Raw genomic sequence first — 24,738 nt, forward strand, 5'->3', positions numbered from 1 at the left:
GGGCGTTGCCGCGTATTACCCCAGTCCTCACGAAATCGATCGTAACGGTGTAATCCGCACCGTGCGCAGGCAATTCGGCACCGCCCCGGACCGGCGGACCGTTCGGTGCCTGCCGTAGCCATCGATCCGGCGCGTATGCGCCGGTAGGCTGACGGCTCCGGCCCGGCGCCGCCCGGCCGCTCGCCTATCACGCGGAGGTGCCGACCAAGCATGGTTTCAGCGCTGCGACCACGCATTTCGCCCGGCCGACTGCGGGAGCTCGGCCCGATCAACTGGGTTGTCTGGCAGGTGCTGTCCAAGGCGGCGGGCACCGATGACGCGCACCTGTTCAGCACCCTCGGCCGCACCGGCGGACTGTTCCGCGGCTGGCTGCACTACTCGGGCAAGCTCATGCCCGGCGGTCGGCTGCCCCGGCACGAGTCGGAGCTGGTGATCCTGCGCGTCGCCCACCTGCGCGGCTGCGAGTACGAGATGGATCACCACATTCGACTCGGCAAACGGGCCGGAGTGACACCGGAGATCCTCGACCGCCTGCGCACCGGACCGGATGCGCCGGGCTGGTCGGACAAGCATCGTGCGCTACTCGCCGCCGTCGACCAACTGGTGCGGACCCGCGACCTGGACGACGCGCACTGGGCGTCGTTGGCCGAGCACTACGACGAGCGCAGCTTGATCGAAATCGTCTTGCTGGTCAACCAATACGAGGGCTTGGCGTCCACCATCACCGCTCTCCGTATCCAACGCGACGGGGTCTGACCCGTAGCTTGCACTTCGGGCAGACGATTCAGCTTGCGCGACAGCAGGATTGCCGCAGCTTCGGCGGAAACCGCTGGAGCTCAGGGCTTTTCGATGAGTGCGGCGAGGCCATCGAGTACCCGAGCCAGACCGAACTCGTAGGCGTGGTCGGCGCTGTAGGCGGAGTCGTAGGCCTTACCCGCGGCGGCGCCGACGCGCGCACCCACCGGATACCGCTGCGCGTCGAAGACCTTCTCCAACAACGGCGCGGCGCGCTCCCACCACTGATGGTCGGATATCGCGCTGTCCGCGGCGGCACGCGCGGTGTCGATGGCGATGCGTGCCACCGACGTGACGAAGCCGAGGACGAGGGTGAGTGACGCGTCCATCGTCACGTCGTCCAACCCGAGACCTTCGAACGCACGGAGTTCGTGGTCGTACTTGGCGGCCACGCCCGGACCGAGCGGCGGCCGGGTCGTCGGCAGATAGGCGACCCACGGGTGGCGAGCCAGCATGGCTCTGTTCGCCGCGGCGATGGTGGTGACCCGTTCGCGCCAAGGCAGTTCCGACAGGTCCGCGCGGTCCATCTCGCCGTAGACCCGGTCCACCATCAGGTCGAGCAGTTCGGCCTTGCCCGGTACGTAGGTGTAGGTGGCCATGGGGGTCAGGCCGAGCGCGGTGGCGACGGCACGCATGGTGAGCGCGGCGATGCCGTCCGCATCGGCGATCTCGATGGCCGCCGCGACCACGGCATCCACGCTGCTGCGCTGCTTCGGTCCGCGCACGGGCTGCGGGTTCGCGGGCACCCGCCACAGCAACTCCAACGTCCGCACCGGATCACCCGCGCTGCTGCGGTCTTGTTTGCCGCGTCGCTCCACCTTGTCTCCTCACCTGGTCGACCCGATGGTATCGGCGTGACACAGGTCATAGTGCGGACGCCCCAAAATTTTCCTACAAAGTACAGCGTACTAAGTATAGAGTTAATTCACGAACCCGAGGAGGACCCATGAACATCACCGCTTCCGCCATCTCCCTCAACGTCGCCGATCCGCAGGCCTCGGCGAAGTTCCTGATCGACCACCTCGGCTTCACGGAGAAGATGGCGGCCGACGGCTTCGTCTCAGTGGACCGTCCCGATGCGGGACTGAGCGTGGCCTACCTGCGCACCGGGCTGGCGAGCTTCAAGCCGAAGAGCGCGGCGGGCAGCGCGGGCGAGGGACTTCTGGTCGTGTTCGTCGTCGACGACATCGACGCGGAGTACACGCGACTGCGGGGCGAGGGGGTGCCGATCGTCACGCCGATCGAAACCGAGGAGTGGGGCGAGCGCTACTTCCAGATGCGCGATCCGAACGGGATCATCGTGCAACTCGTGCAGTGGGTGTGAGCGTGCGGCGGCGAGGTTTCCGGCCGGGGACCTCGCCGCCCGTGCGGCATCGTCAGCCGAGCGCCGCGCGAAATACCTCGACGGCCGGTGTCGACGGCCTGCCGAGCAACTTCTGCAGATCGCCGGTGTGCACGTCGAGGATGCCGGTCGCGATCCCGGCGCTCGAGTCGCCGAGGACCTTCGCGAAATCGGCGGGCGTGCCGGCCCGCTCCAGCGCGGCGACGTAATCGGCCTCCGACAGATTCTCGTAGCGTACCGGCTTACCCGAGGCCTGCGACATCGCTTGGGCCAGATCAGCACTGGTGAGATGCTCGTCGCCACCCAGTTCGTACACCTGCCCGGCATGTCCATCGGTGGTGAGTACCTTCGCGGCCGCGTCCGCGAAGTCGGCACGCGCCGCACCCGCCACTCTTCCGTCGCCCGCCGCGCCGTACAGCACACCGGTCTCGACCGCGTGCGCGAGTTCGGGCACGTAGTTCTCCCAGTACCAGCTATTGCGTAGCAGCACATGCGGGACAGCAGCATTCGCGAGTACCGCCTCGGTGCCGATGTGTTCCTGCGCCAGGATCAACGGGTTCTCCGTCGCGCGCGGAATGCTGGTGTAGGCGAGCAGATCCACGCCCGCACGCTCGGCGGCGCGAATAACGTTGGTGTGCTGCGATACTCGCGCACCGAATACATTGCCGGAAACAAGCAGCACCCGGTCCACCCCGGTGAACGCACGGTCCAGCGCGGCAACGTCGTCGTAGCTCGCCTGACGAACCTCCGCACCACGCTCGGCCAGGTCGGCGACCTTCCGCGGATCGCGGACGATCGCGACGACCGGAGTGGAACCTTCACGCAACAGTGCCTGCACGACAAGACGGCCCAGCTGTCCGCTGGCACCGGTGACGGCAACGGTCATGACTACCTCCCAGAGTAGGTACGGATCGACATGCACTAACTATTAGTAAGTACTATTCATTCCTACACCACTTTGGTCGAGATGGGTACTATCGGATACATGAGTACGCAGCGCACATCGTCGCCAGACCTGGACGATCCGACGCTGGAAGCCGACGTTTTCGCCAGAAATTGCACGTCACGTCCAGTTTTGCACAATGTGGCGAGCCGCTGGGGCATCCTCGCCCTCGTCGCGCTGCGCGAGGGTTCGTACCGATTCAGCGCACTGCGCAGGCGCGTCGACGGCGTCAGCGAACGGATGCTGTCGCAGACCCTGCAAGCCCTGGAACGTGACGGCATGGTGCACCGCGAGGTGTACGAAACCATCCCGCCGCGCGTCGAATACACGTTGACCGAGGTCGGCGCCGAGGTCGCCGCCCAACTCGAAGCGCTGATCCAGGTGGTCGAGAAGAACATGCCCAAGGTCCGCGACGCCCAGGCGGCTTACCACCGCGACTGAGGCACCGGGAAGAGACCGGGATCACTACCGGTTGATACCGGCATGGAACTCGCCTCCGCAGTCGATTTCGCCCGCGCCCACCGCAGGTCGGTCCTCGCCACGATTCGCCGCAACGGCCGCCCCCAGCTGTCCAACGTGCTGCACGTGGTCGGCGACGACGGCATCATCCGCATCTCCATCACTGCCGACCGCGCGAAGTACCACAACCTGGTGCGCGACCCCTGGGCCGCCATCCACGTCACCCGCGACGACTTCTTCGCCTACGCCGTACTCGAGGGCATCGTCGAACTCACCCCGCCCGCCGCCGAGCCGGACGACCCGACCGTCGATGCCCTGGTCGACTACTACCGCAGCGCCTCCGGCGAACATCCCGATTGGGACGAATACCGCCGGGCCATGGTCGACGAACACCGCGCCCTGGCCCTCTTCACGCCGGACCACGCCTACGGCATGCTCTGATCAGTGCTTCATCAGTTCCGATACGGTGACGAATTGGTAACCCGCGGAACGAAGTTCGCTGACGATGCGGGGGATGGCGGCTAGCGCGGCAGCGGCGTATTGATGCATGACGTGGAGCAGGATGATCGAACCGGGGCGCACCTTGCCGACGGTATCCGCGACGAGCCGGTCGGCGGTCGGCTGCCCGCCGGAGTCGGGTTCGACATCCCAGGTCACCGTGGTGCGGTCATGGTCGGACAGGTATTTCGGGAGCGACCAGAGCTTCTTGCCATTGGGCGGGCGGAAGGTAATCGGGCCCTGGTAGCCGGTTTTCGCGATTTCGGCATCGGTGCGTTCGACCTCGTCCCGAACCGTATCGGCGGAAACCAAGACCATCCGGCGATGGTTGTAGGTGTGGTTGCCGATCTCGTGACCGGCCAGGGCGATCGCCCTACCGTGCTCCGGATGGGCGGCGAGATCACGTCCGTTCAGGTAGAACGTGGCCGGAACCTGGCTGTCCGCAAGCGTTTTCAGCACCTCGGGCGCCTTGTCCGTCGGCCCGTCGTCCAGTGTCAGCGCGACCACCTTGTCGCTGGTGTCGACCCGATCCACCAGCCGACCCGCCAACTGGTACGTCCGGGAATTCATCAGGTAGTAGCCGCCGACCCCCAACGCCAGCACCACCACCAGCACCAGCGCCCCGCTGATAAGCCACTTCCGCATCACTGCTGTCTAGCAGACCGACCTGACGGACGCGACTTATCGATGCCCGCTCGCCAGACGAAAAACGGTGGCGCCCGGACCTTTCGGCCCGGACACCACCGTCTACGAAATCCGGCGACAGATCAGAAGTTGATCATGTGCCCGGCGAGGCCGTGGAAGGCTTCCTGCAGGGCTTCGCTGAGGGTCGGGTGGGTGTGCACGTTGCGGGTGAGCTCGTTGACGGTGAGGTCCCACTTCTGGGCCAGGGTCAGCTCGGGCAGCAGCTCCGAGACGTCCGGGCCGATGAGGTGGCCGCCGAGCAGTTCGCCGTACTTGGCATCGGCGACCAGCTTGACGAAACCGGTCGGATCGCCGAGGCCGTGCGCCTTGCCGTTGGCGGTGAACGGGAAGGTAGCGACCTTCACGTCGTAGCCCTCGTCGCGGGCCTGCTGCTCGGTCAGGCCGAAGCTGGCGACCTGCGGCTGGCAGAAGGTGGCGCGCGGCATCATCCGGTAGTCACCGAGGGTGACGGTCTCCGCACCCGCGATGGTCTCGGCGGCGACCACACCCTGCGCCTCCGCCACGTGGGCGAGCTGCAGCTTCGCGGTCACATCGCCGATGGCGTAGATGTGCGGCACGTTGGTGCGCATGTAGTCGTCGATCGCGATGGCGCCGCGGTCGGTGAGCTGGACACCCGCCGCGTCGAGGCCATAGCCCTCGACCCGGGGTGCGAAGCCGACGGCCTGCAGCACCTTGTCGACGGTGACCGTCTCCACGTTGCCGGACTTGTTGTCCTTGATCGAGACGGTGACCTTCGAGCCGTCGTCATCGATGGACTGCACCGCGGCACCGGTGGTGATGGTGATGCCGAGCTTCTTGTACTGCTTGGTGATCTCCTTGGAGACGTCGGCGTCCTCGTTCGGCAGCGCGCGGTCCAGGAACTCCACGATGCGCACGTCGACGCCGTAGTTCTTCAGGACGTAGCCGAACTCCATGCCGATCGCGCCCGCGCCGACGATGAGGATCGAGCCCGGCAGGTCGCGGGTGAGGATCTGCTCCTCGTAGGTGACCACATTGGCGCTCAGCTCGGTGCCGGGCAGCAGCTTGGTCACGGTGCCCGCGGCGATGATCGCGTTGTCGAACGTGATGGACTCGGTGCCGCCCTTGGTCAGCTCGACCGAGAGGGTGTTCGCGTCGGTGAAGGAGCCCTTACCGTCGAACTCGTCGATCTTGTTCTTCTTCATCAGGAAGTGGACGCCCTTGACCCGGCCGTCCGCCACCTTCCGGCTGCGGTCGAACGCCACCCCGAAGTCGAAGTTCACCTCACCCGAGATCCCGAAGGTCCTGGCTTCCTTGGTGAAGATGTGGGCCAGCTCAGCGTTACGCAGCAACGCCTTGGAAGGGATGCAGCCGACGTTCAGGCACACACCGCCCCAGTACTTTTGCTCGACGATCGCGGTACGGAGGCCTAACTGTGCCGCACGGATGGCGGCGACGTAACCGCCAGGACCGGCACCGAGAACGACAACGTCGTAATGGGAAGTCACGACACCGAGCCTAACTCTGTCGCCACGAGTTGGCTCACCGGTCCCCCACAACACTGAGCCGTGGGCCGCACCTGACCGAAAGTTCGGTGTTCGCGATGCGGACGGAGTAGGGAACCAGACATTTCGACTCGCTACTGTTGGCCGGTGGTGCAGAGTCGATCGGCGATCCGAGACGCGCGCGCAACGCACCGATCGACGTCGGCGGCCGGGTTCGGCCACACGCCGCCGAGTTCGCCGCCCGGGTCCCCCATCGACGGCACCGCCTCGACACATCTGATCCGGCTGGTCCGCGACACCGCCCGGCGGGCCGGGGTGGGTGACGACCAGCTCGCGACAATTCACGGCACCGACGACGCGATCCTGGCCGGGGAGCTCAATCGCATTCCGCTGAGCTCGCTGGTGCGGCTGTGGGAGTTACTGGCGCGAATCAGGCCGGAGCCGGGCGCGGGGCTCGCGGTGGTCGATGCCGCCCCGCTCGGGACCCTCACCACCTGGGACTATCTCGTCACGAACGGGCCGACACTGGCCGATGCCTTACGGGCCGCGCAGCCGTACCACCGGCTGGTCACCGCGGCGGCCGAGGGTTTCGACCTCGCGGGCGACGGCGAGCTCACCGTCGGTTTCCGCACCACCGCCGGTGACCCGGCGGTCGCGGCGGTGATCAACGAGTACGTGCTCGCCTACTACCTGCGGCGGGCCCGCGAAGCCACCGGCCGCCACGTGATTCCGGCTCGCGTCGCCTTCAGTCGCGCGGCGCCGGGCAACCACGATGTCCTGCGCGACGCCTTCGGCACCGACCGCATCGACTTCGACGCTCCCGCCGACACCATCACCTTCACCGCCGCGGACGCCACCGCCGCACTCCCCCGTGCCGACCCGATGCTCGCCGACCTGCTCCGCAGCCACGCCGACCTGGTCCTGGCCACGGCCCGCGTGATCCCTGGCCCGCTGGCGGCGTTCCGGGTCGCGCTGGCCGCCGCCGTCGCCGCCGGTGACGCGTCGCTGGCGACCGTCGCCCGTCGCCTGGCGGTCAGCCCACGCACCCTGCAACGGCAACTGGCCGAGCACGGCACCACCTGGCGCACCGAGTACGACCGGGTCCGCTACGAACAGGCGAAAACCCTTCTCGCCGAAGGACACCTGACCACCTCTGCCATCGCGGACCGCCTCGGCTTCACCGACGACCGCGCCCTCCGCAAGGCCGTGCATCGCTGGACCGGAACCTCCCCCACCAACCTCAGAACCGTCTGACCCGCCGACCGGGACATAACGGCGGACAACGACGAGTGCCGCCGCCACCATGTCCCCTTCCGCCACCGACATAGCGCCCTGGCGACGCCGACCGGGACATAGTGGCGGCAAACATCGAGTGCGGCCGCCACCGTGTCCCGCTCGCCACCGACATGGTGCCCCGGCGACGCCGTGCGGGGCGTGGTGGCCGGGAACGACGAGAGGTGCCGCCACCATGTCCCGCTCGCGAGGATCGGACGTGTCGCGTTTGGACCGGAGGGTGGCATCGCGGGACCTGGGGGTTGGGGCGGGCGGCTCATAGCGTTCTCGGTACCGGATCGGATGGGTTCGGCAAGAACGAGTAAGAGGCAGAGCGATGAGCATTCAGACCACCCAGGCATCGGTGAGCGGCGACGCGAACGGCACGTTGCCGCGGACCTCGCGGGAGATCCAGTTGGCCGCGCGACCGGACGGTGCGCCGACGGCGCAGCATTTCGCGCTGGTGGAGCGGCCGATCGAGGAGTTGGCCGAAGGACAGGTCCTGGTACGCAACACCTGGATGTCGGTGGATCCCTACATGCGGGGACGGATGGATGATCGTCCGTCCTACATCGCGCCGTTCGAGTTGGGTGCGGCGCTGGAGGGTTCGGCGGTCGGCGAGGTGATCGCCTCGAAGGCGGCGGGCATCACGGTCGGCAGCACGGTGTCGCACTTCGCGGGCTGGCGGGAGTACGCGGTGCTCGACGCGGCCGCGGTGACCCTCATCGACACCTCGCTCGCCGCGGCGCACCATTACCTCGGTGCGCTCGGCACCACCGGCCTCACCGCGTACGCGGCCCTGACCGATGTGGCGCGCGTCGATCCCGGTGACACCGTGTTCATTTCGGCGGCAGCGGGTGCGGTGGGCAGTGTCGCCGGGCAGATCGCCAAGGCACTCGGCGCGAGCAAGGTGATCGGTTCCGCGGGCGGGCCCGCCAAGACCAGGCTGCTGCTCGACGAATTCGGCTTCGACGCCGCCCTCGACTATCGGGCAGGCGATCTGGCCGGGCAGCTTGCCGCGGCCGCACCGGAGGGCGTCGACGTCTACCTCGACAGTGTCGGTGGCGAACACCTGCGCGTCGCCGTGGAGGCCATGCGCCCGAAGGGCCGGATCGCGCTCGTCGGTGCGATCAGCGGCTACAACGGCGGCACCGCCGAGCCGGGCCCGGACCTGTACAAGGCTGCGACCCGGGAGGTTTCACTGCGCGGCATGCTGGTGAACAGCTACTTCCCGATCTTCGGCGAATACATCGCGAAGGCCGCTGGCTGGCTGGCCGACGGGACGATCCGCACCACCGAGACGGTGTACGAGGGTATCGAGCAGGCACCGGCCGCATTCCTCGGCGTGCTCTCCGGCGCGAACACCGGCAAGATGCTGGTCCGCCTCGGGTGACCTGCGCCAGGCACGGGTTACGCGGCGCGACAACATTTGTCGCGCCGCGCGCGGGTGCGCGGACCGGCAACCTCGATTCAGCACTCACCGAAACCGTGCCAATACCTCAGTCGCGCCACACCTGCGCAGCGACCCGCGAGAAGTTGCCACCGAACACCGCCGCCCGATCGGCCGGGCTGTATCCCCGGCGAGCCAGCACCTCGTCGAGGCCGGGAACCCCGCTCAGGCCGAGTAGGTCTTCCGGCGGAACCCATTGCAGCGGACCCCATTTGGTGTACGTCTCAGAGAAAGCCTCGGGATGCTCCCTGAGCATGTCGTTGAAATCCGCTGCATCGAACGAATAATCCGACCCGATGCCGATGTGCTCGATACCGACCAGCTCGATCCCGTACTCCACATGATCGGCCATTGCCTCGACGCGCGCGGCGTTGTCCTCGACTCCGTTGTGACCCAAGAAGATTCCCACACCATTGAGTCCGACCACCCCGCCGGTGGCGGCACAGGCCTTCGCTTGCTCATCGGTGATATTGCGGGGATGGTCCCACAGCGCGGCGAAATTGGAGTGGCTGTAGATCATCGGCGCCCGGGTATGTGTGGCGAGATCCAGTGCGGTGCGCCGGGAACAGTGCGACCCGTCGACGAACATGCCGACCTCGTTGAGCTTGCGCACCAGGTCCCGGCCGTAGGCGGTGAGCCCCGTGTCGTCGGTGTCGAGGCAACCGCAGCCCGCCTGATTGGCATGGTTGTAGGTCGGCAGCAGCGATCGGACACCGAGCTCGTAGAACAGCTCCACAGTGTCCAGATCGCCGCCCAGGGGGCCGGAGTCCTCTAGATCGAACGCCAGGGCAATGGTTTCCGGATCGCCGATGTCGGAATGGCTGTGCACCAATCTAAACCGCCCGTCGGCGACTGCTTCCGCACGGAACTGACGCGTCAGCTTCAGCGAATCCTCGGTCGACTGCGCCGAATAGCCGACATTCACCGACAGATAGGACCCGAGCGGATACCGCGCGAGGTCCGCGATCCGCGCCGAAGGGTGCAGCGGCAGGCAGCAGTGCTGCTCCCAGAGAAATGGCGGCAACCGCTGACCTCCTGGTCGGAACGACTCGAAGTTGCGATCTTACTGAGTCGCCTTGCCGACGAGCGGTAACAACGTGTCCAATTCGCCCGATTTACCGAATGCTTCATTCTTTCTGCCCGAAGGCGGTGCGGCATGCGTCGCATATTTCTGTTGATCGCCTCCGTCGCGACTTTCGTCGGCCTGGTGATCATTCCTGGTCCGGCAGCGGCGGCACCCCCGTATTGCGGATTGGTGTGGGGTTCGCTCGACAAGGCGAGCCCGCCGATGTCGACCGCGCCGATCACCGGCGTCCGCTCCGGTCGGCACGACTGCTTCGATCGCCTGGTCTTCGATCTCGCGGGACCGGCGGCGGGCTATCGGGTCGGCTATGTCGACGCGGTGACGATGGACGGGTCGGGAGCGCCGGTGCCACTGCGCGGCAGTGCGTTCCTGAATGTCGTGGTGCTCGCGCCCGCCTACGACGACGCGGGCAACGCCACCTACCTGCCCGCGAACCGGAACGAACTGGTCGACGTGACCGGGTACCAGACCTTCCGCCAGGTCGCCTGGGCCGGATCGTTCGAGGGGCAGACCACGGTCGGCCTCGGCGTCCGCGGCAGGCTGCCGATGCGGGCATTTACCCTCGACGGGCCGGGCAATGGGTCGCGGGTCGTGGTCGATGTAGCGCACTTCTGGTAACCCCGGGGCCCTGATTTGTACCCCTCGGCAACAATAAGGGCATGACCGGCGTTGAGCAGAACGTGACCGATCCTTACCTCTGGCTCGAAGAAGTGACCGATGAGCGGGCCCTCGACTGGGCGCGGGCGCACAACAGCGTGGTCGTCGAGCGCTTCGCCTCCTCCGACCGGTTCAGCGAACTCGAGCGCCGCATCCTGGACATGCTCGACACCGACACCAAGATCGCCTACCCGGGTCGGCGCGGCCCCTGGCTCTACAACTTCTGGCGCGATGCCGAGCATCCGCGCGGGCTGTGGCGCCGCACCACCTTCGCCGAGTACGCCGAGGAGTCGCCGGACTGGGACGTGCTGATCGACCTGGACGCACTGGCCGCCGACGAGGACGAGAACTGGGTGTGGGGCGGCGCCGTGGTGCTGCGACCGGTGCAGTCGCGCGCGCTGATCAGCCTGTCGCGCGGCGGCGCGGACGCCAAGGTGATCCGCGAGTTCGACCTGGCGACAAGGACGTTCATCGATCCGGCGGACGGCGGCTTCTTCCTGCCCGAGGCGAAATCCGAGATGCGCTGGATCGACATCGATTCCGTCTACGTCGGTACGGATTTCGGCCCCGGCTCGCTGACCGACTCCGGCTATCCGCGCATCGCCAAGCGCTGGCATCGCGGCACCGACCTGGCCGAAGCGGTGACCGTGTTCGAAGGCGAACCCGGTGACGTCGCGGTCTCGGCAGGCTACGACCGAACCCCTGGTTACGAACGCCATTTCATCGGCCGCGCCACCGACTTCTTCAACGAAGAGGTGTACCTGCTCGAGGACGACGGCACCCTGCGGCATCTGGACGTCCCCACCGACGCCAGCGAATCCTGGTACAAGGACTGGCTGCTGGTCCGGCTGAAGTCGCCGTGGGAGGTCGGCGGCAGCACTTATCCCGCGGGCGCGCTGCTGGCCACGAATTTCGAGAAGTTCCTGTCCGGCGGGCGGGAATTCGAGGCGATCTTCACCCCGGACGAGCACACGTCCCTGCACGGGTACGGCTGGACCGAGAACCATCTGCTGCTCATCACGTTGGAGGACGTGCAGACCAAGCTCTACGTGGTGACACCGGGCGCGGACGGCTGGCGCAGGGAGTCGCTGGCCGACACCCCGCCGATGGCCACCACCAGCGTCATGAACCTCGACCCACTAGAGGGTGGCGACGAATTCATGCTCACCACCAGTGGATTCACCACGCCGGCCACGCTGCTGGCCAGTTCGGTCGGCGGCAGCACCGAGCAGCTCAAGCAGGAGCCCGGCTTCTTCGACGCCGACGGCATCGAGACCGAGCAGTTCTTCGCCACCTCGGAGGACGGAACGATGGTGCCGTACTTCGTGATCCGCCATCGCGACCGCAAGGGCACGCCGGGTCCGACGGTGATGTCCGGGTACGGCGGCTTCGAGGTCTCCCGCACCCCCGCCTACAGCGGCGCGTCCGGGATGGGCTGGCTGGAACGCGGCGGCACCTGGGTGATGACCAATATCCGTGGTGGCGGCGAATACGGTCCGCAGTGGCACACCTCGGTCCAGAAGGCCAACCGGCACAAGGTGTACGAGGACTTCGCCGCGATCGCGAAAGACCTTGTCGCCCGCGGCATCACCACCGCCGATCAGCTCGGCGCAGTGGGCGGCAGCAATGGCGGCCTACTCATGGGCGTGATGCTGACCCGGTACCCGGAACTGTTCGGCGCCATCGTCTGCCAGGTACCGCTACTGGACATGAAGCGCTATCACCTACTCCTCGCAGGTGCCTCCTGGATCGCCGAATACGGTGACCCGGACAAGCCGGAGGAATGGGAGTACATCAGCAAGTACTCGCCGTACCAGAACGTGCGCGCCGATGTGGCCTACCCGCCGATCCTGCTGACCACCTCCACCCGCGACGACCGCGTGCACCCCGGCCATGCCCGCAAGATGGCCGCGTTGCTGGAGGAGCAGGGACACGAGTTCTGGTACCACGAGAACATCGAGGGCGGCCACGGCGGCGCGGCGGACAACAAGCAGTCGGCCTTCCAGGCCGGTCTGATCTACGAGTTCTTCACTCAGCTGCTGATCGAGCGGCGCGGATAACCTCCGGCGCCGCGACCTGGGCCTACGGTGTAGATGTCCGCTACGCCGTAGACCTGGGTCCGGGAGGAGAAGCTGTCGTGAGTTCGGAGAACGCCGTCGAGGTGTCCAGCGTGCGTCGCCGCCGTGCCGTCGTCCGGCGCGCGCGGCCGGCGCCCACGACGCGAACGGTGTTGAACCGCGACTATATCGCCGCGGTCGCGCTGACCCTGATAGATCAGACCGGTGTCGACGGTTTTTCGATGCGCAAACTCGGGGCCGCGCTCGGCGCGGACCCGATGGCGGCCTACCGGCACTTCACCGATCAACAGGATCTGTTCGACGGCATCGCCGCCACCATGTTCGCCGAACTGGATATGGAATCCCTGCCGTGGCAGGAGCCTTGGCGCGACCTGATGCGCACCTACGCGCACCGGCTGCGTTCCACGCTGCGGCGGCATCCGAATGCGGTGCCGGTCTTCGCGACTCGTCCGGTACGCAGCGAACTGGCGATCGAAACCGGCAGCTGGATGGTGGAACACCTGCAGGGCGCCGGATTTTCGGCGACGGTGGCGCTACAGATGACCCGCTGCCTACGCGAGTACACGATCGGTCACATTCTCAGCCACGCCATCGACACGGTCGCAGCCCAGCGGAACGCTGACCTGAAACCTGATGTACCCGACGATCTCTCACTCGCCGCGAACACCGACCACTTCGACATCGGCTTGGACGCGATGCTCGAAGGCTTCGCCCGCCACCGCCGAACCCCGCGTTCATGAGCGATCGCGTAGCCACTTCTCGATCTGGTCGATGGTGCTGGTGGGTTCGCGGATCCAACCGTTGTGGCCCAATGGGTTCGGCTCGCGCCACGTGGTCACGTCGGCCTTCGGCAGCTTCGCCAGCAGGTGCTCGGCGGAACCGGGTGGTGTGAGGTCGTCACCGGTCATGGTGATCGACAGCACGGGCAGCTTCAGCCGCGCGATCCGCTCCTCGTAGTCGATATCCGCGCCGACCGGCACGAACCGGCCGGTGCGGGCCAGCCTGGCCCAGTCCGAGATCAGCACCTTGGACTGACGGCCGAAACCCATCGAAATCCGGTCGCCGGGCCAGAAGCCCGTCACAGTGGCGGTCAGCGAGGCGGCGGCGGTGCCGAACAGCATGCCGGGACTCGAAAGTCCCGGGTACGCACGGTAATACGGCGTTCCGGAGGCGACCAGGATCAAGCCGCCGAGTCGGCCGCGGATCCGCGAGGCATACATCACCGCGAACTGACCGCCCATGCTGTGCCCGAGCAGATACGGGGTGCTGGCCGGAAACCGTTCGCGGACCACCTCGAAGATCGCCGGGAAGTCGACCGACACCAGCTCGTGGTAGCCGTAGCTGCTGGCGGCGCTCGGCTTCGGCGTGCTGTCGCCGTTGCCGCGCAGTTCGCCGATGGCCACGTCGAACCCACGCGCCGCCAGTCGGGTGCCGAACAGCTCGTAGTACCCGGCGGGAACGCCGAGACCGGGCACGATCACCACCACGGGACGGGGCGCGTCCGGCGTGACCGGATGCCGGTGCGCGCCACCGGCCGGAATCAGCCGCACCGGAACTGTGCTGCCGTCCGGCATCTGGATCGGAACCGTCTCCATGCCGGGCACGCTACCGCGCTGTACCGCACCCCAGCACACCCACTCGTCAGGCGTAGCTCCGACTGCGCCCGTTAAGCGCCGACCGCCCCCATGATCACCCTGCTCAACACCCTGATCACGTCGTCGAGCGGTGGCCGCGGATCCGAACCGCTCCAGGAATCCACCACGTAGTTGACCGCGCCGATGATCGCCAGCACCCGCATCTCGTAGTCGCCGGTCGGGATCTCGCCGTGCATGGCCGCGTCCTCCGCGGCGCCGGCCAGCAGCGAGCCCCACACGCGGCGCAGTTCGAGCCGGAACTTCTCCACCTTCGGGCCCGCACCGACCACCTCGACCAGTGCGACGCGCGCTTTGCGCGGATCGGATCCGATGGACTCTACGTAGGCGCGGACCGCCGCGTCGATGATCTCGAGCGCGCTCGCGTCGGCCTTGCTTTCCAATGACTTGGCGACCGCGTCTCGCGACTCCCGATCGATCTGCTCGTAGAGCTCGAGTAGTAGGGACTCGCGGCCGGTGAACTCCTCGTAGAACTGTCGTGAGGAGAGTCCGGCGTCCTTACAGATGGCGCCGACCGAACTATTGGCGTAGCCGTCGCGCGCGAAGACCGTCAGGCCCGATTCCAGAAAACGCGCACGCCGCTGACGTTGCCGGTCCTCGACGGGTTGCCCGGCATACATTCGACCCGTATTCGCATCCTGTGACATTGGGCCAGACAATACAGAAGGCCCAGAACGGCTCGACATGGATCGGTGCGTTGGTATCAACCCGCAATCGACCGCGCGTTAGCCGAAAGTTGGCAGGGCCGTTAGTAGCTGGACCACCCGCTCCTCGGCAGACGAAACGAGGTGTCCGGGGGCAAACATATCCAGCACGCTGGCTGGGCAATCCGACTACGCAACGCTCCCGACAATGTCCGAGGTGCCCTTGTCACTGACTGTTTGCCGGAACAGATGATGCCGACAGCCGGAGGTGACGTGAGCTATTATTACGGGAATTTATAGAATAATTCTCTTCCGAACTGGTCCGCTGGTTATGCCTGATTCGTCCTGTCCGCCAACGGACTTCGCGGAGTGCCCCGAGTTCGACAAATAGGACATCGAATAGACGGCTTACCGCACCCACACCCCGCTGCTGCGGCCGGACGCGGTCTGTCGCCGAAGCGCGTCCGGCCGCGCCGTTTAGGGTGAGCCGCATGCTGATTGCGTTGCTCTACGGGCTCGGCACCGCCGTACCGCTGGTGATCGGCGCCGCGATCGGCCTGCGGTGGACGTTGCCGAAGACCGTGCTCGCCTCGCTGATGGCATTCGGCTCCGGCACCATGATCGCCGCGGTGTCCAACGAACTCTTCGAGCCCGCGTTCCATCAGGCCGGCGTGCTGGTCGCCGCGCTGGCGCTGTTCGCGGGCGCCGGGGTCTATGTGGTGGCCAATCATCAAATCGAAACCCGGCTGGGCGACAACGCGATCGGCTGGGCGCTCATGCTCGGCACCGTGCTCGACGGCGTGCCGGAGAACACCGCGCTCGGGGTGACCCTCGGCGGCGGTGGCGGACTCGCGCTGCTGGTCGCCGTCGCGGTGGGCAATGTGCCGGAGGCGATCAGCGGCGCTTCGCTGATGCGTGCGCACGGCGCTCGACGCTCGGGACCGCTATGGCTATGGGCGGGAACGGGTTTGGCGCTCGTCGTGGTGACCGTGCTCGGACACGCGTTGTCCGACAATCTCCCCGAGACCAACATCAGCGTGGTGCAGGCGTTCGCGGGTGGCGCGACCATCGCGGTGCTCGCCGACTCGCTGATGCCAGAGGCCTACCGCGAAGGCGGCTGGTGGGTGGGAATGGCTACCGCCGCAGGCTTTCTCGTGGCCTTCGTGCTCGGCTGAGCAGTCGCCGCCCGAGCACGGTGGGACTCACTTCTGCTGGGCGGCAGGGGTGTCGGGCCGAACCGAGTCGAAGAGATCCGCGCAGCGGGTGAGCAGATCTTGCAGGGTGGCGCGTTCGGCTTCGGTGAATCCGGCGGCGACCGCGCGTTCCACCCGGACCGCGCGGGCGTCGGCATCCTTCATGACGGCGGTGCCCGCCTCGGTGAGGCGGGTTTCCAGGATGTTCTTGTGCCACGCGTGCGGGGTTCGTTCGATGAGGCCGCGGTCCTGCAGGTTGGTCAGCACGGTGTTCATCGTCGGTGGCGTCACGCCGCACAGCCGGGCCAGGGCGGCGGCCGAGATGCCGGGGTTCTCGTCGAGGAAAAGCAAAGCGGCGTACTGCGGCACGGTGACGCCCGCGGGCTTCAACGCGGCGTTCTTCGCCGTTTGCAGTGCCTGCTCGGCGCGCTTCACATAGGAGCCGAGGCGCTCAGAGGAGTGCAGGGACGTCATGAGCGCATGGTATCTGCCCGATCGTAAATGAGAGTCTTGACTGACATTAGAACCCTAATCTATGTTCGTGCTCATACTCAGATGTGGATACATCTGAGCGATAGTCCTGATGAGAGGCATGACCATGTCCCACGCAACCCGCCGTCGTCTGTTGTCCGTTGCCATCGCCGTGACCTGCGCCGCCGTCGCGGCCTGTGGCACCACCGAAGAGGCCGCGGTCCCCGCGCTCAGCACCGCCTTCGAACTGCCGAGCGACCGCGCCTACCCGGAGGGCATCGCCGCCGATCCGCGCACCGGCGACACCTACGTGGGCTCGTACACCACCGGGGCCGTCTACCGAGCCACCTCCGGCACCGGGCAGGCCGAGATCTTCCTGCCCGAGGGCGCCGACGGCCGCAAGACCGCCAACGGCCTGAAGGTCGACCAGGCGGGCCGACTGTGGGTGACCGACTCGACCGCCGGAGTTGCCGTGTACGACACCACAACTCGCGCCCTCATCGCCCGCTTCGAAGTGCCGGGTGCGGGAGCGCGCTTCGTCAACGATCTGGCCATCACCCCCGACGGCACCGTGTACCTGACCGATTCGGTGCGCGGCGTCGTCTACCGCGTCACCACCGATCAAGTAGCAGACGCCGCGGCACACGGCGGACGTGCCGAAATGACAACGCAATTCGATCTGAACGCCGCCACCGCACCACACGACCCCGCAGGCCTCGCCTTGAACGGTATCGCCGCCGACCCCGCAGGCAACTACCTACTGGTCGTCGATATGAACGCAGGCAACCTGTTCCGAATCACCCTCGCCCCCAACACCACCGACCCGATCCGCAAGGTAACCATGCACGGCGGCAACCTGGCTCACGGCGACGGGCTCGACCTCCGTGACAACATCCTGCGAGCCGCCCAGAACACCACCAACACCATCAGCCGCTGGACCCTCACCGACAACGGCGGCACCGCCACCCTGGACCACCAGATCACCGACAAATCCCTGTCCATCCCCACCACGCTGATCCGCCACAACAACCAAACCCTCGTCGTCTCCTCCCAATTCGACAAAGGCGGCCCCATGGGCCCCGGCACCCCCCACCCCTTCGCAGTCGTCACCGTCAACGGAATCTGACCCCGGCGGCACGCCAGATGAGTCGGCGTCGGCAAGCGCGTCACACAGACGACCGCCGTGATGGGTACTCAGGCGTCGATAGCGCTGAAAGGAATCTCTACCGGGAAGGGCTCTTTCAAAACCAAGACTTCTTGGTGCGGCTCGGCCTGGCGATAGCTTCCGCTGGCCCAGTCGAGCCGGTACTCCTGGATTATCTTGACCCGCAACTCATCATCGAGATGGACAACGAGGTAAACGGGTATGCCCTCGGCCGCGTACTCGGCACGCTTATCGACTGTGTCGATGTACTCCGACCCGGGGGAGACGACTTCGACAACCAGCATCACATCGCTGGTATCAAGCTTTTGGCCGCGCGAGATGCACCGGTGGACCGTGACATCCGGGCGACGGAAGGAGAACCCTGGACTGTTGGGTCGCACCTTCAGGTAATGCATCTCGAAGTCGGTGACAACGCGAGTGCACGGCTCAGCGGGCCGCGCCGCGTCGAATCCGTTTGCCAGACGGCGCGCGACGATATTGTGCTCGACACTGCCGCTCCGGCAGAAGATGACCCGGCCGTCGATCACCTCGATCTGCTTCTGCACCTCCGCGGGCAGCGCGGCGTATCCCTCCTCATCGATGAGGAGCATCTCCGGGTCGGTCGCCCAGGCCGGCAGTACGCTCATCGCCACCTCGATCTCGGAAGCACGGTCTCGCCCATCCTATGCAGAAGGCCGGCCCACCTGATGGTGGACCGGCCTTCGTGACTAGCGGGAACTAGCTGATCCGGGGGATCAGAAGTCCATGCCGCCCATGCCACCGGTCGGGTCGCCGGCGGGAGCGGCGGACTTTTCCGGCTTGTCGGCGACGACGGCCTCGGTGGTGAGGAACAGAGCCGCGATGGACGCCGCGTTCTGCAGCGCGGAGCGGGTGACCTTCACCGGGTCGGCGACACCGGCGGCGAGCAGGTCCTCGTACACGCCGGAGTCGGCGTTGAGGCCGTGGCCGGCGGGCAGGTTGGAAACCTTCTCGGCGACAACGCCGGGCTCGAGGCCCGCGTTGAAGGCGATCTGCTTCAGCGGCGCCGACAGCGCGACACGCACGATGTTCGCGCCAGTCGCCTCGTCACCGCTGAGCTTCAGGTCGTCCAGCGCGGGCGCCGACTGCAGCAGGGCCACGCCGCCACCGGCGACGATGCCCTCTTCGACGGCAGCCTTGGCGTTGCGCACGGCATCTTCGATGCGGTGCTTGCGCTCCTTGAGCTCGACCTCGGTCGCGGCACCGGCCTTGATGACCGCAACACCGCCGGCCAGCTTGGCCAGACGCTCCTGCAGCTTCTCCCGGTCGTAGTCCGAGTCCGAGTTCTCGATCTCGGCACGGATCTGCGCAACGCGGCCCTTGATGGCCTCCGCGTCGCCCGCACCCTCGACGATGGTGGTCTCGTCCTTGGTGATGACGACCTTGCGGGCCTGGCCGAGCAGCTCGATGCCGGCGGTCTCCAGGGAGAGGCCGACCTCTTCGCTGATGACCTCGCCACCAGTGAGGATGGCGATGTCGGCGAGCTGCGCCTTACGACGGTCACCGAAGCCCGGCGCCTTGACGGCGACAGACTTGAAGGTGCCACGGATCTTGTTGACCACCAGGGTCGACAGGGCTTCGCCCTCGACGTCCTCGGCGATGATCAGCAGCGGCTTGCCGGCCTGGATCACCTTCTCCAGCAGCGGCAGCAGGTCCTTGACGGTCGAGATCTTCGAGCCGACCAGCAGGATGTACGGATCCTCGAGGACCGCTTCCTGACGCTCCGGGTCGGTGACGAAGTAACCCGAGATGTAGCCCTTGTCGAAGCGCATGCCCTCGGTGAGCTCCAGCTGGAGCCCGAAGGTGTTGCTCTCCTCGACGGTGATGACGCCTTCCTTGCCGACCTTGTCCATGGCTTCGGCGATGAGCTCACCGATGGACGAGTCGCCGGCCGAGATGCCCGCGGTAGCAGCGATCTGCTCCTTGGTGTCGATCTCCTTGGCCGAGTCGAGCAGGCGAGCCGTGACGGCCTCGACGGCCTTCTCGATACCGCGCTTCAGACCCAGCGGGTTCGCGCCGGCCGCGACGTTGCGCAGACCCTCACGCACGAGCGCCTGGGCGAGCACGGTGGCGGTGGTGGTGCCGTCGCCCGCGACGTCGTCCGTCTTCTTGGCGACTTCCTTGACCAGCTCGGCGCCGATCTTCTCGTACGGGTCCTCCAGCTCGATCTCCTTGGCGATGGAAACACCATCGTTGGTGATCGTGGGGGCGCCCCACTTCTTCTCCAGGACAACGTTGCGACCCTTGGGGCCCAACGTCACCTTGACCGCGTCGGCGAGGGCGTTCAGACCCCGCTCGAGACCGCGACGGGCCTCTTCGTCGTACGCAATTGTCTTGGCCATTGCGTTGAGATCCTCCACATGTGTATGGCTGACACACGAGACGATCGCAGGTTGGATCGCCCCATTTACGCTGGCCAGGTGCGGTGCCCGCGACGGACGACCGAGGGTGTCGATGGAACCCGGTCTCACCGTCCCGACCTGGCACTCACAGGTCGAGAGTGCCAAAGCCATTTCTAGCACTCGGGGGTGCCGAGTGCAAGGTCGTCTTCACCGAGCGCCGTCCGTAGCCCGGCGCTCAGGACGCGATCGACCTACGCCCGGTCGTCCACCCGCAGCACCAACGCGACGAAGGCGTCGGTCCTGCGCTCCTCCGGGGAGCGCGGTTCGCCGCCCTCCACCGTGACGAGCTCGGCGTCGTGCAACAGCAACTCTGCTTCGACCCGCATGATCGCCCGAATAAAAGGGGGCGCCACCTCGGGGGGAAGGTCGCCGTTGACGACATAGCTGCCGTCCGGCTGGGACTCAGTGGACACATAAGAAAGCGCACGCAGCAGATCGGCGCGTCGTTCCCCCGCGATTAGGTCGGAATCCGTTTCATCCGCCATTGCTATAGCTTAGCGGGCGCCTGTGGAGGGAAGGCCCGGGAGGGGAATCATGATCATTTTCGGGCGCCTGGGCGTGGGATCCGTGCTCCACATGCTCCGCGGGGGTGGTCCGGAAGGGTCCGCCCTTAGACCGCGCATGGCCGGAGCGAATGCGGAGGTACGCCCTTATGGTGGCGGGGTGAGTGAAGCACCCGGCTGGAATGCCATCGACGGCGCCCTACAGCCGTTGTACGGCGATATCGAACCTTTCCATTGGGCCACCGATCACCGCTGGTCGCTCGGCGGACCGGATCCACTCGACGGGATCAGCGCGTATACCCGCACCGACCCGGTGCCGCACTGGCACTACATCAGTTACGGCATGACCGAGCTGTACGAGAAGGAGTGGGACAACCCCGACGAGTCCGGCTGGGGATTCGAGTTCACCTTCCGGCTGGTTCGCCGAGCCGCCGACGCCGAACCGCCGGTGTGGCCGGCGAACTTCCTGCAAAACCTCGCGCGTTATGTCTTCCAGTCCGGCAAGTGGTTCGAGCCGGGGCACACCATCAAGGCGAACGGACCGATCGCCGCCGACCAACCGGATTCGAGCATCCAGGCCGTCGCCTTCACCACCGACCCGGAACTCGGCACCATCGAAACTCCGCACGGCAGTATGCGATTCCTGCAGATCGTCGGGCTGACGTTGCCCGAGTATCGGGCGGCGCAGGGTGGAAAAGCACTCGAACTGCTCGCGGAACTGGCGCCGCGGCTCCCGCTGTACGTCACCGATATCGAACGCGCGCCGTTGGTTCCCGAACCGAAACCGCAAGCGCAGTGGCCACGTTGGGGTGGCGGCTTGCGCGGACGGGCCTGAAATACCGCGCGGGTCTCCGCGCACCCCCTTCGACGTCGGCGCCCCGCGCGGGCTCAGGACCGGTTGGCCACGATCTGCGCGAGCAGTTCGACCAAATGCGCCTCGACCTTTGCCTTCTCGACCCCGAGCCCGCTCAGCAGGCCGCTGCCGTTCTCCTGCTCCAGCAGCGCGAGCAGGATGTGCTCGGTGCCGATGTAGTTGTGCCCCAAGCGAAGTGCCTCACGGAAGGTCAGTTCCAGCGCCTTCTTGGCTTCCGGGCCGAAGGGAATGAGCGGGGGAACGTCATCGCCGCCCGGCGGCAGTGCCGCGGTGGCCGCATCGCGAACGGCTTCCAGGGTGAGGCCGCTGACGAGGAGTTCTTTCGCGGCCAACCCTTCCGGTTCAGACAGCAGGCCGAGCACCATATGTTCGACACCGATCTGGGAATTGCCTGCCAGGCGCGCGGCCTCCTGCGCGGCCATCACCACCGCCCGGGCCCGCGAGGTGAATCTCGCGAAGCCCGCATTGGGATCCATCAGGGCGGCTTCGGCCGGGTCGCCGGGGCCCTTCGGCACGAAGCGCTTCTGCGCGGCCTGTTTGGTGACGCCCATGCTGGCGCCGATGTCGGTCCAGGAAGCACCCGCACGGCGGGCCTGGTCCACGAAGTGGCCGATCAGGTGATCGGCCACTTCGCCGAGGTGATCGCCCGCGACCACGGCGTCGGACAGTTGGTCGAGGACGTTGTCGGGGCGGGCTTTCTTGATGCCGTCGATCAGATCGTCGAGGCGGAAGGGAATGGTCATGCGTCAACGATAGGTTGACGATTGGCGATCGTCAACCCCGAGTTGACGTACGTCGATCCGCTATCCGCCGCCGGTGCGGCAGTGCGTCGCTGGCGACCGAAACCGCAGCGGCTACACCGCAGTTCAGGGTCGAGCTGCCCACCCCGCGCCGCGCACCACCGCTTCCTTCACCCAGGCGGCCGTCCGCCCGGTCAGCACGGTCCGCCGCGGCGAATCATCGGCGTGCAGGAGCTGGATGAGACCGTCCCGGCGACCGAGGCTCAGGCACTGGACCGCGTACCGGAACCGCAGCGGCCCCGGTTCCCCGCCGCGCAGGCGCGTGGCAATGGCGTCGGCCGCGTACTTGCCGGTGGGCAGCGCGGTCGCACAAGCCATCCGCAGTTCCTGGCCGCCCGGACCGGCGATCACCGCGCTATCGCCCGCGGCGTAAACGTTCGGGTGGGACAGCGACCGCAGTGACGCGTCGGTCAGCACTCGGCCTACCCGGTCGACCGACAGACCCGAGCGCGCCGCTAGATCCGGCACGCCGAAGCCGGCGGTCCACACCGTCGCCGCGGCCTCGATCAGGGCACCGTCGGCCAGCCGCACACCGTCCTCGGTCACCTCGATAACCTTGGCATCCGAACGGATCTCGACGCCGAGCCGCTCCAGCACCCGCCGAATATGCGCCCGCGCCCGCGGCGACAGCCAGGCACCCGGCTCGTCCGGGCCGAGCAGCATGACTCGCGAATCCGGTTGTGTCTCTGCCAGTTCCGCGGCCAACTCGATGCCGGTGGCGCCACCGCCGACGATCACCACGGCGCCCCGCGGGGCGGTGAACCGGTCCGCGTCCTCGGGTGTTGCCAACAGGTACGCGTGCTCCGCTACACCGGGCACACCGTTCGGGTCCGCGATGCTGCCCAGTGTGTAGACGAGCGTGTCGTAGTCGAGCGCCGTTGCACTGTCCAGCAGTACCCGCTCGGCCTCGGTGTCGATCCGCGTCGCCCGAGCGCGGACGAAGTGAATGTTCTTGTTCGCCAACAGTTCCCCAAGATCCCATCTCGAAATCTGTTGTCCGGCCGCCTGTTGGTGCAGCCGTACCCGTTCGACGAAGCTCGCGCGGGCGTCCACGACGGTGATCTCGGCCGCGCGCGCCTTGCTGGCGAGGCGGCGGGCCGCCGCCAGCCCCGCATACCCGGCGCCGAGGACGACGATCCGATGCTGTCCGGTCATGATGTGGCTCCTTTCGATCGGTCGACACCTTCCAGACCGGATAGCCGCACCATCCCTGACAATTCCGCGCCGTGAAGCGCGTCACTCAGCTCTTCGACGATCTGGCGAGATAGGCCAGCTTCTCCGGATTGACGACCAGCCGCAGCGTGGCGATCGCACCATCCACGAACTCCAGGCCGGCGACGAGCAGCGGAACTCCGTCCACCCTGGCCACCGCGGCGGGCGCGCCGTTGATCTCCTCGATCAGGATCTCCATGCCGGGCAACTCCCAGCGGAACAGCCCGGCCAGGTACCGCGCGACCTTCTTCGCACCGATGACCGGCCGCCGGGCCGCGTTGACCTGTCCGCCGCCGTCGGCGATCGAGGTGACATCTGCGGTGAGCATCTGTTCCAGCGACTCGATGTCCCCATTGCGCGCCGCCTTCAGGAACCGTTTGATCAGCTCGCCCGCGTACTCGGTCGAAATGTCGAACCGCGCCCGGCCTTCGCGTACTCGCTGACCGGCCCGCCGGTAGATCTGCTGCGAATTGGTCTCGGTGATGGTGAGCATGTCGGCGATCTCGCGGTGTGCGTAACCGAATGCCTCGCGCAGCACGAATACGGCCCGTTCGATCGGCGTCAACCGCTCCAGCGCGGTCAGCAGCGCGAACGAAACCAGCTCGCGCTCTTCGACGGTCTCCAGCGGACCGAGCTCGCCGCGCTCGGTGGGTACGGGCTCGGGCAGCCACGGTCCGACGTAGGTCTCCCGGCGGGCCCGCGCCGAAACCAGCCAGGTGCGGCACTGATTCACCAGCACGGTGGTCAACCAGGCTTCGGCGGAACGGATTCGGCTGCGGTCGGCGGCGTCCCAGCGCAGATATGTCTCCTGCACGGCGTCTTCGGCTTCACCGGCCGACCCGAGCATCCGGTAGGCGAGTGCGAACAGCCTGGGTCGATGCGCGACGAATTCCCGCAACCCGTCCGGCTCCATCGCCACCTTCTTCCGCGCCCGCCCGCCGGATATGACCGTACCGCTCGCCCGCGCGGGCGGTACCACGTGTCCGGCCCCCGTCGAACCGCCGGCGCCGAGCAGCCGCTTCAATCCGAAACGCGCGCCGCCGAAGCCGCCGATTGCC

26 protein-coding genes are annotated in these 24,738 nt (G+C 66.8%); 12 read left to right on the top strand and 14 right to left on the bottom strand.

All coding sequences use genetic code 11. The features are described from left to right. The first annotated feature begins 222 nt into the window (after positions 1-222). On the top strand, positions 223-756 hold the full coding sequence (locus ACFK0J_RS37485; RefSeq protein ID WP_378743292.1) for a carboxymuconolactone decarboxylase family protein: 534 nt from the start codon (positions 223-225) through the stop codon (positions 754-756). 80 nt (positions 757-836) lie between these two features. On the opposite strand, the gene ACFK0J_RS37490 is transcribed toward ACFK0J_RS37485, so the two are convergent. Next, positions 837-1,613: a TetR/AcrR family transcriptional regulator gene (locus tag ACFK0J_RS37490; RefSeq protein ID WP_378734411.1), complete on the bottom strand. Its 777-nt coding sequence runs from the start codon at positions 1,611-1,613 to the stop codon at positions 837-839. 128 nt (positions 1,614-1,741) lie between these two features. Here ACFK0J_RS37490 and ACFK0J_RS37495 point away from each other — a divergent pair, with 128 nt between their 5' ends. Beyond that, positions 1,742-2,119, top strand: coding sequence for a VOC family protein (locus ACFK0J_RS37495; RefSeq protein ID WP_378734412.1), 378 nt, complete (start codon positions 1,742-1,744; stop codon positions 2,117-2,119). Between the two features lie 52 nt (positions 2,120-2,171). Here the strand turns inward: ACFK0J_RS37495 and ACFK0J_RS37500 are convergent, their stop codons facing one another. After that, positions 2,172-3,023: an SDR family oxidoreductase gene (locus ACFK0J_RS37500; RefSeq protein ID WP_378734413.1), complete on the bottom strand. Its 852-nt coding sequence runs from the start codon at positions 3,021-3,023 to the stop codon at positions 2,172-2,174. A gap of 99 nt (positions 3,024-3,122) precedes the next feature. Between ACFK0J_RS37500 and ACFK0J_RS37505 the strand changes: the two genes are divergently transcribed. Together ACFK0J_RS37505 and ACFK0J_RS37510 are read left to right on the top strand one after the other, a co-directional pair. Further along, a complete protein-coding gene (locus ACFK0J_RS37505) occupies positions 3,123-3,521 on the top strand; it encodes a winged helix-turn-helix transcriptional regulator (protein WP_378734414.1) in 399 nt (132 codons plus the stop codon). A gap of 42 nt (positions 3,522-3,563) precedes the next feature. Beyond that, complete coding sequence (locus ACFK0J_RS37510) at positions 3,564-3,980, top strand: PPOX class F420-dependent oxidoreductase (RefSeq protein WP_378734415.1); 417 nt, start codon at positions 3,564-3,566, stop codon at positions 3,978-3,980. Here the strand turns inward: ACFK0J_RS37510 and ACFK0J_RS37515 are convergent, their stop codons facing one another. Both ACFK0J_RS37515 and lpdA read right to left on the bottom strand, forming a co-directional pair. Next, positions 3,981-4,682 (bottom strand): polysaccharide deacetylase family protein, encoded by a 702-nt coding sequence (locus ACFK0J_RS37515; RefSeq protein WP_378734416.1) that lies wholly within the window; start codon positions 4,680-4,682, stop codon positions 3,981-3,983. It lies immediately after the preceding gene. Between the two features lie 122 nt (positions 4,683-4,804). After that, a complete protein-coding gene (gene lpdA / locus ACFK0J_RS37520; RefSeq protein WP_218472045.1) occupies positions 4,805-6,208 on the bottom strand; it encodes a dihydrolipoyl dehydrogenase in 1,404 nt (467 codons plus the stop codon). Between the two features lie 144 nt (positions 6,209-6,352). Here lpdA and ACFK0J_RS37525 point away from each other — a divergent pair, with 144 nt between their 5' ends. Together ACFK0J_RS37525 and ACFK0J_RS37530 are read left to right on the top strand one after the other, a co-directional pair. After that, the gene (locus ACFK0J_RS37525; protein WP_378734417.1) at positions 6,353-7,459 is read left to right on the top strand and encodes an AraC family transcriptional regulator ligand-binding domain-containing protein; all 1,107 of its coding nucleotides are present in this window, start codon (positions 6,353-6,355) and stop codon (positions 7,457-7,459) included. Between the two features lie 355 nt (positions 7,460-7,814). Next, positions 7,815-8,870 carry an NADP-dependent oxidoreductase gene (locus ACFK0J_RS37530; protein WP_378734418.1) on the top strand — a complete coding sequence of 352 codons (1,056 nt, stop codon included), beginning with the start codon at positions 7,815-7,817 and terminating at the stop codon, positions 8,868-8,870. Positions 8,871-8,976: 106 nt separating this feature from the next. Here ACFK0J_RS37530 and ACFK0J_RS37535 read toward each other — a convergent pair whose 3' ends face one another. Further along, positions 8,977-9,951 carry a dipeptidase gene (locus ACFK0J_RS37535; RefSeq protein ID WP_378734419.1) on the bottom strand — a complete coding sequence of 325 codons (975 nt, stop codon included), beginning with the start codon at positions 9,949-9,951 and terminating at the stop codon, positions 8,977-8,979. A gap of 132 nt (positions 9,952-10,083) precedes the next feature. Here ACFK0J_RS37535 and ACFK0J_RS37540 point away from each other — a divergent pair, with 132 nt between their 5' ends. From ACFK0J_RS37540 to ACFK0J_RS37550, 3 genes are all read left to right on the top strand, one after another. After that, entirely contained in the window at positions 10,084-10,629 is a 546-nt protein-coding gene (locus tag ACFK0J_RS37540; protein ID WP_378734420.1) for a hypothetical protein, read from the top strand. 41 nt (positions 10,630-10,670) lie between these two features. Further along, entirely contained in the window at positions 10,671-12,728 is a 2,058-nt protein-coding gene (locus ACFK0J_RS37545; protein WP_378734421.1) for a prolyl oligopeptidase family protein, read from the top strand. Positions 12,729-12,805: 77 nt separating this feature from the next. Then, positions 12,806-13,486, top strand: coding sequence for a TetR/AcrR family transcriptional regulator C-terminal domain-containing protein (locus ACFK0J_RS37550; protein ID WP_378734422.1), 681 nt, complete (start codon positions 12,806-12,808; stop codon positions 13,484-13,486). Here the strand turns inward: ACFK0J_RS37550 and ACFK0J_RS37555 are convergent. Together ACFK0J_RS37555 and ACFK0J_RS37560 are read right to left on the bottom strand one after the other, a co-directional pair. Then, on the bottom strand, positions 13,481-14,341 hold the full coding sequence (locus ACFK0J_RS37555; RefSeq protein WP_378734423.1) for an alpha/beta fold hydrolase: 861 nt from the start codon (positions 14,339-14,341) through the stop codon (positions 13,481-13,483). The two genes, ACFK0J_RS37550 and ACFK0J_RS37555, sit on opposite strands and share 6 nt — an antisense overlap. 71 nt (positions 14,342-14,412) lie before the next feature. Beyond that, positions 14,413-15,045: a TetR/AcrR family transcriptional regulator gene (locus tag ACFK0J_RS37560; protein WP_246634229.1), complete on the bottom strand. Its 633-nt coding sequence runs from the start codon at positions 15,043-15,045 to the stop codon at positions 14,413-14,415. A gap of 488 nt (positions 15,046-15,533) precedes the next feature. Here ACFK0J_RS37560 and ACFK0J_RS37565 point away from each other — a divergent pair, with 488 nt between their 5' ends. After that, positions 15,534-16,217, top strand: coding sequence for a ZIP family metal transporter (locus ACFK0J_RS37565; protein WP_378734424.1), 684 nt, complete (start codon positions 15,534-15,536; stop codon positions 16,215-16,217). 27 nt (positions 16,218-16,244) lie between these two features. Here the strand turns inward: ACFK0J_RS37565 and ACFK0J_RS37570 are convergent, their stop codons facing one another. Further along, entirely contained in the window at positions 16,245-16,709 is a 465-nt protein-coding gene (locus tag ACFK0J_RS37570; protein WP_378734425.1) for a MarR family winged helix-turn-helix transcriptional regulator, read from the bottom strand. A gap of 118 nt (positions 16,710-16,827) precedes the next feature. Between ACFK0J_RS37570 and ACFK0J_RS37575 the strand changes: the two genes are divergently transcribed. Then, the gene (locus tag ACFK0J_RS37575; protein ID WP_378734426.1) at positions 16,828-17,832 is read left to right on the top strand and encodes an SMP-30/gluconolactonase/LRE family protein; all 1,005 of its coding nucleotides are present in this window, start codon (positions 16,828-16,830) and stop codon (positions 17,830-17,832) included. Between the two features lie 68 nt (positions 17,833-17,900). On the opposite strand, the gene ACFK0J_RS37580 is transcribed toward ACFK0J_RS37575, so the two are convergent. From ACFK0J_RS37580 to ACFK0J_RS37590, 3 genes are all read right to left on the bottom strand, one after another. Next, a complete protein-coding gene (locus ACFK0J_RS37580; protein WP_378734427.1) occupies positions 17,901-18,497 on the bottom strand; it encodes a Uma2 family endonuclease in 597 nt (198 codons plus the stop codon). 108 nt (positions 18,498-18,605) lie between these two features. Continuing rightward, complete coding sequence (gene groL, locus ACFK0J_RS37585) at positions 18,606-20,231, bottom strand: chaperonin GroEL (RefSeq protein ID WP_218472055.1); 1,626 nt, start codon at positions 20,229-20,231, stop codon at positions 18,606-18,608. Positions 20,232-20,482: 251 nt separating this feature from the next. Next, positions 20,483-20,776 carry a hypothetical protein gene (locus ACFK0J_RS37590; RefSeq protein ID WP_107659693.1) on the bottom strand — a complete coding sequence of 98 codons (294 nt, stop codon included), beginning with the start codon at positions 20,774-20,776 and terminating at the stop codon, positions 20,483-20,485. Positions 20,777-20,954: 178 nt separating this feature from the next. On the opposite strand from ACFK0J_RS37590, the gene ACFK0J_RS37595 reads away from it, so the two are divergent. Further along, positions 20,955-21,629 carry a suppressor of fused domain protein gene (locus ACFK0J_RS37595; RefSeq protein WP_378734428.1) on the top strand — a complete coding sequence of 225 codons (675 nt, stop codon included), beginning with the start codon at positions 20,955-20,957 and terminating at the stop codon, positions 21,627-21,629. A gap of 53 nt (positions 21,630-21,682) precedes the next feature. On the opposite strand, the gene ACFK0J_RS37600 is transcribed toward ACFK0J_RS37595, so the two are convergent. The 3 genes from ACFK0J_RS37600 to ACFK0J_RS37610 form a co-directional block, all read right to left on the bottom strand. Continuing rightward, entirely contained in the window at positions 21,683-22,411 is a 729-nt protein-coding gene (locus tag ACFK0J_RS37600; RefSeq protein WP_378734429.1) for a Clp protease N-terminal domain-containing protein, read from the bottom strand. Positions 22,412-22,534: 123 nt separating this feature from the next. Next, the gene (locus ACFK0J_RS37605) at positions 22,535-23,623 is read right to left on the bottom strand and encodes an NAD(P)/FAD-dependent oxidoreductase (protein WP_378734430.1); all 1,089 of its coding nucleotides are present in this window, start codon (positions 23,621-23,623) and stop codon (positions 22,535-22,537) included. An 85-nt stretch (positions 23,624-23,708) separates the two neighbouring features. After that, complete coding sequence (locus tag ACFK0J_RS37610; protein WP_378743294.1) at positions 23,709-24,593, bottom strand: RNA polymerase sigma-70 factor; 885 nt, start codon at positions 24,591-24,593, stop codon at positions 23,709-23,711. Positions 24,594-24,738 lie beyond the last annotated feature (145 nt).

It is taken from the genome of Nocardia brasiliensis (genome assembly GCF_042691675.1).
Lineage (GTDB): Bacteria > Actinomycetota > Actinomycetes > Mycobacteriales > Mycobacteriaceae > Nocardia > Nocardia brasiliensis_D.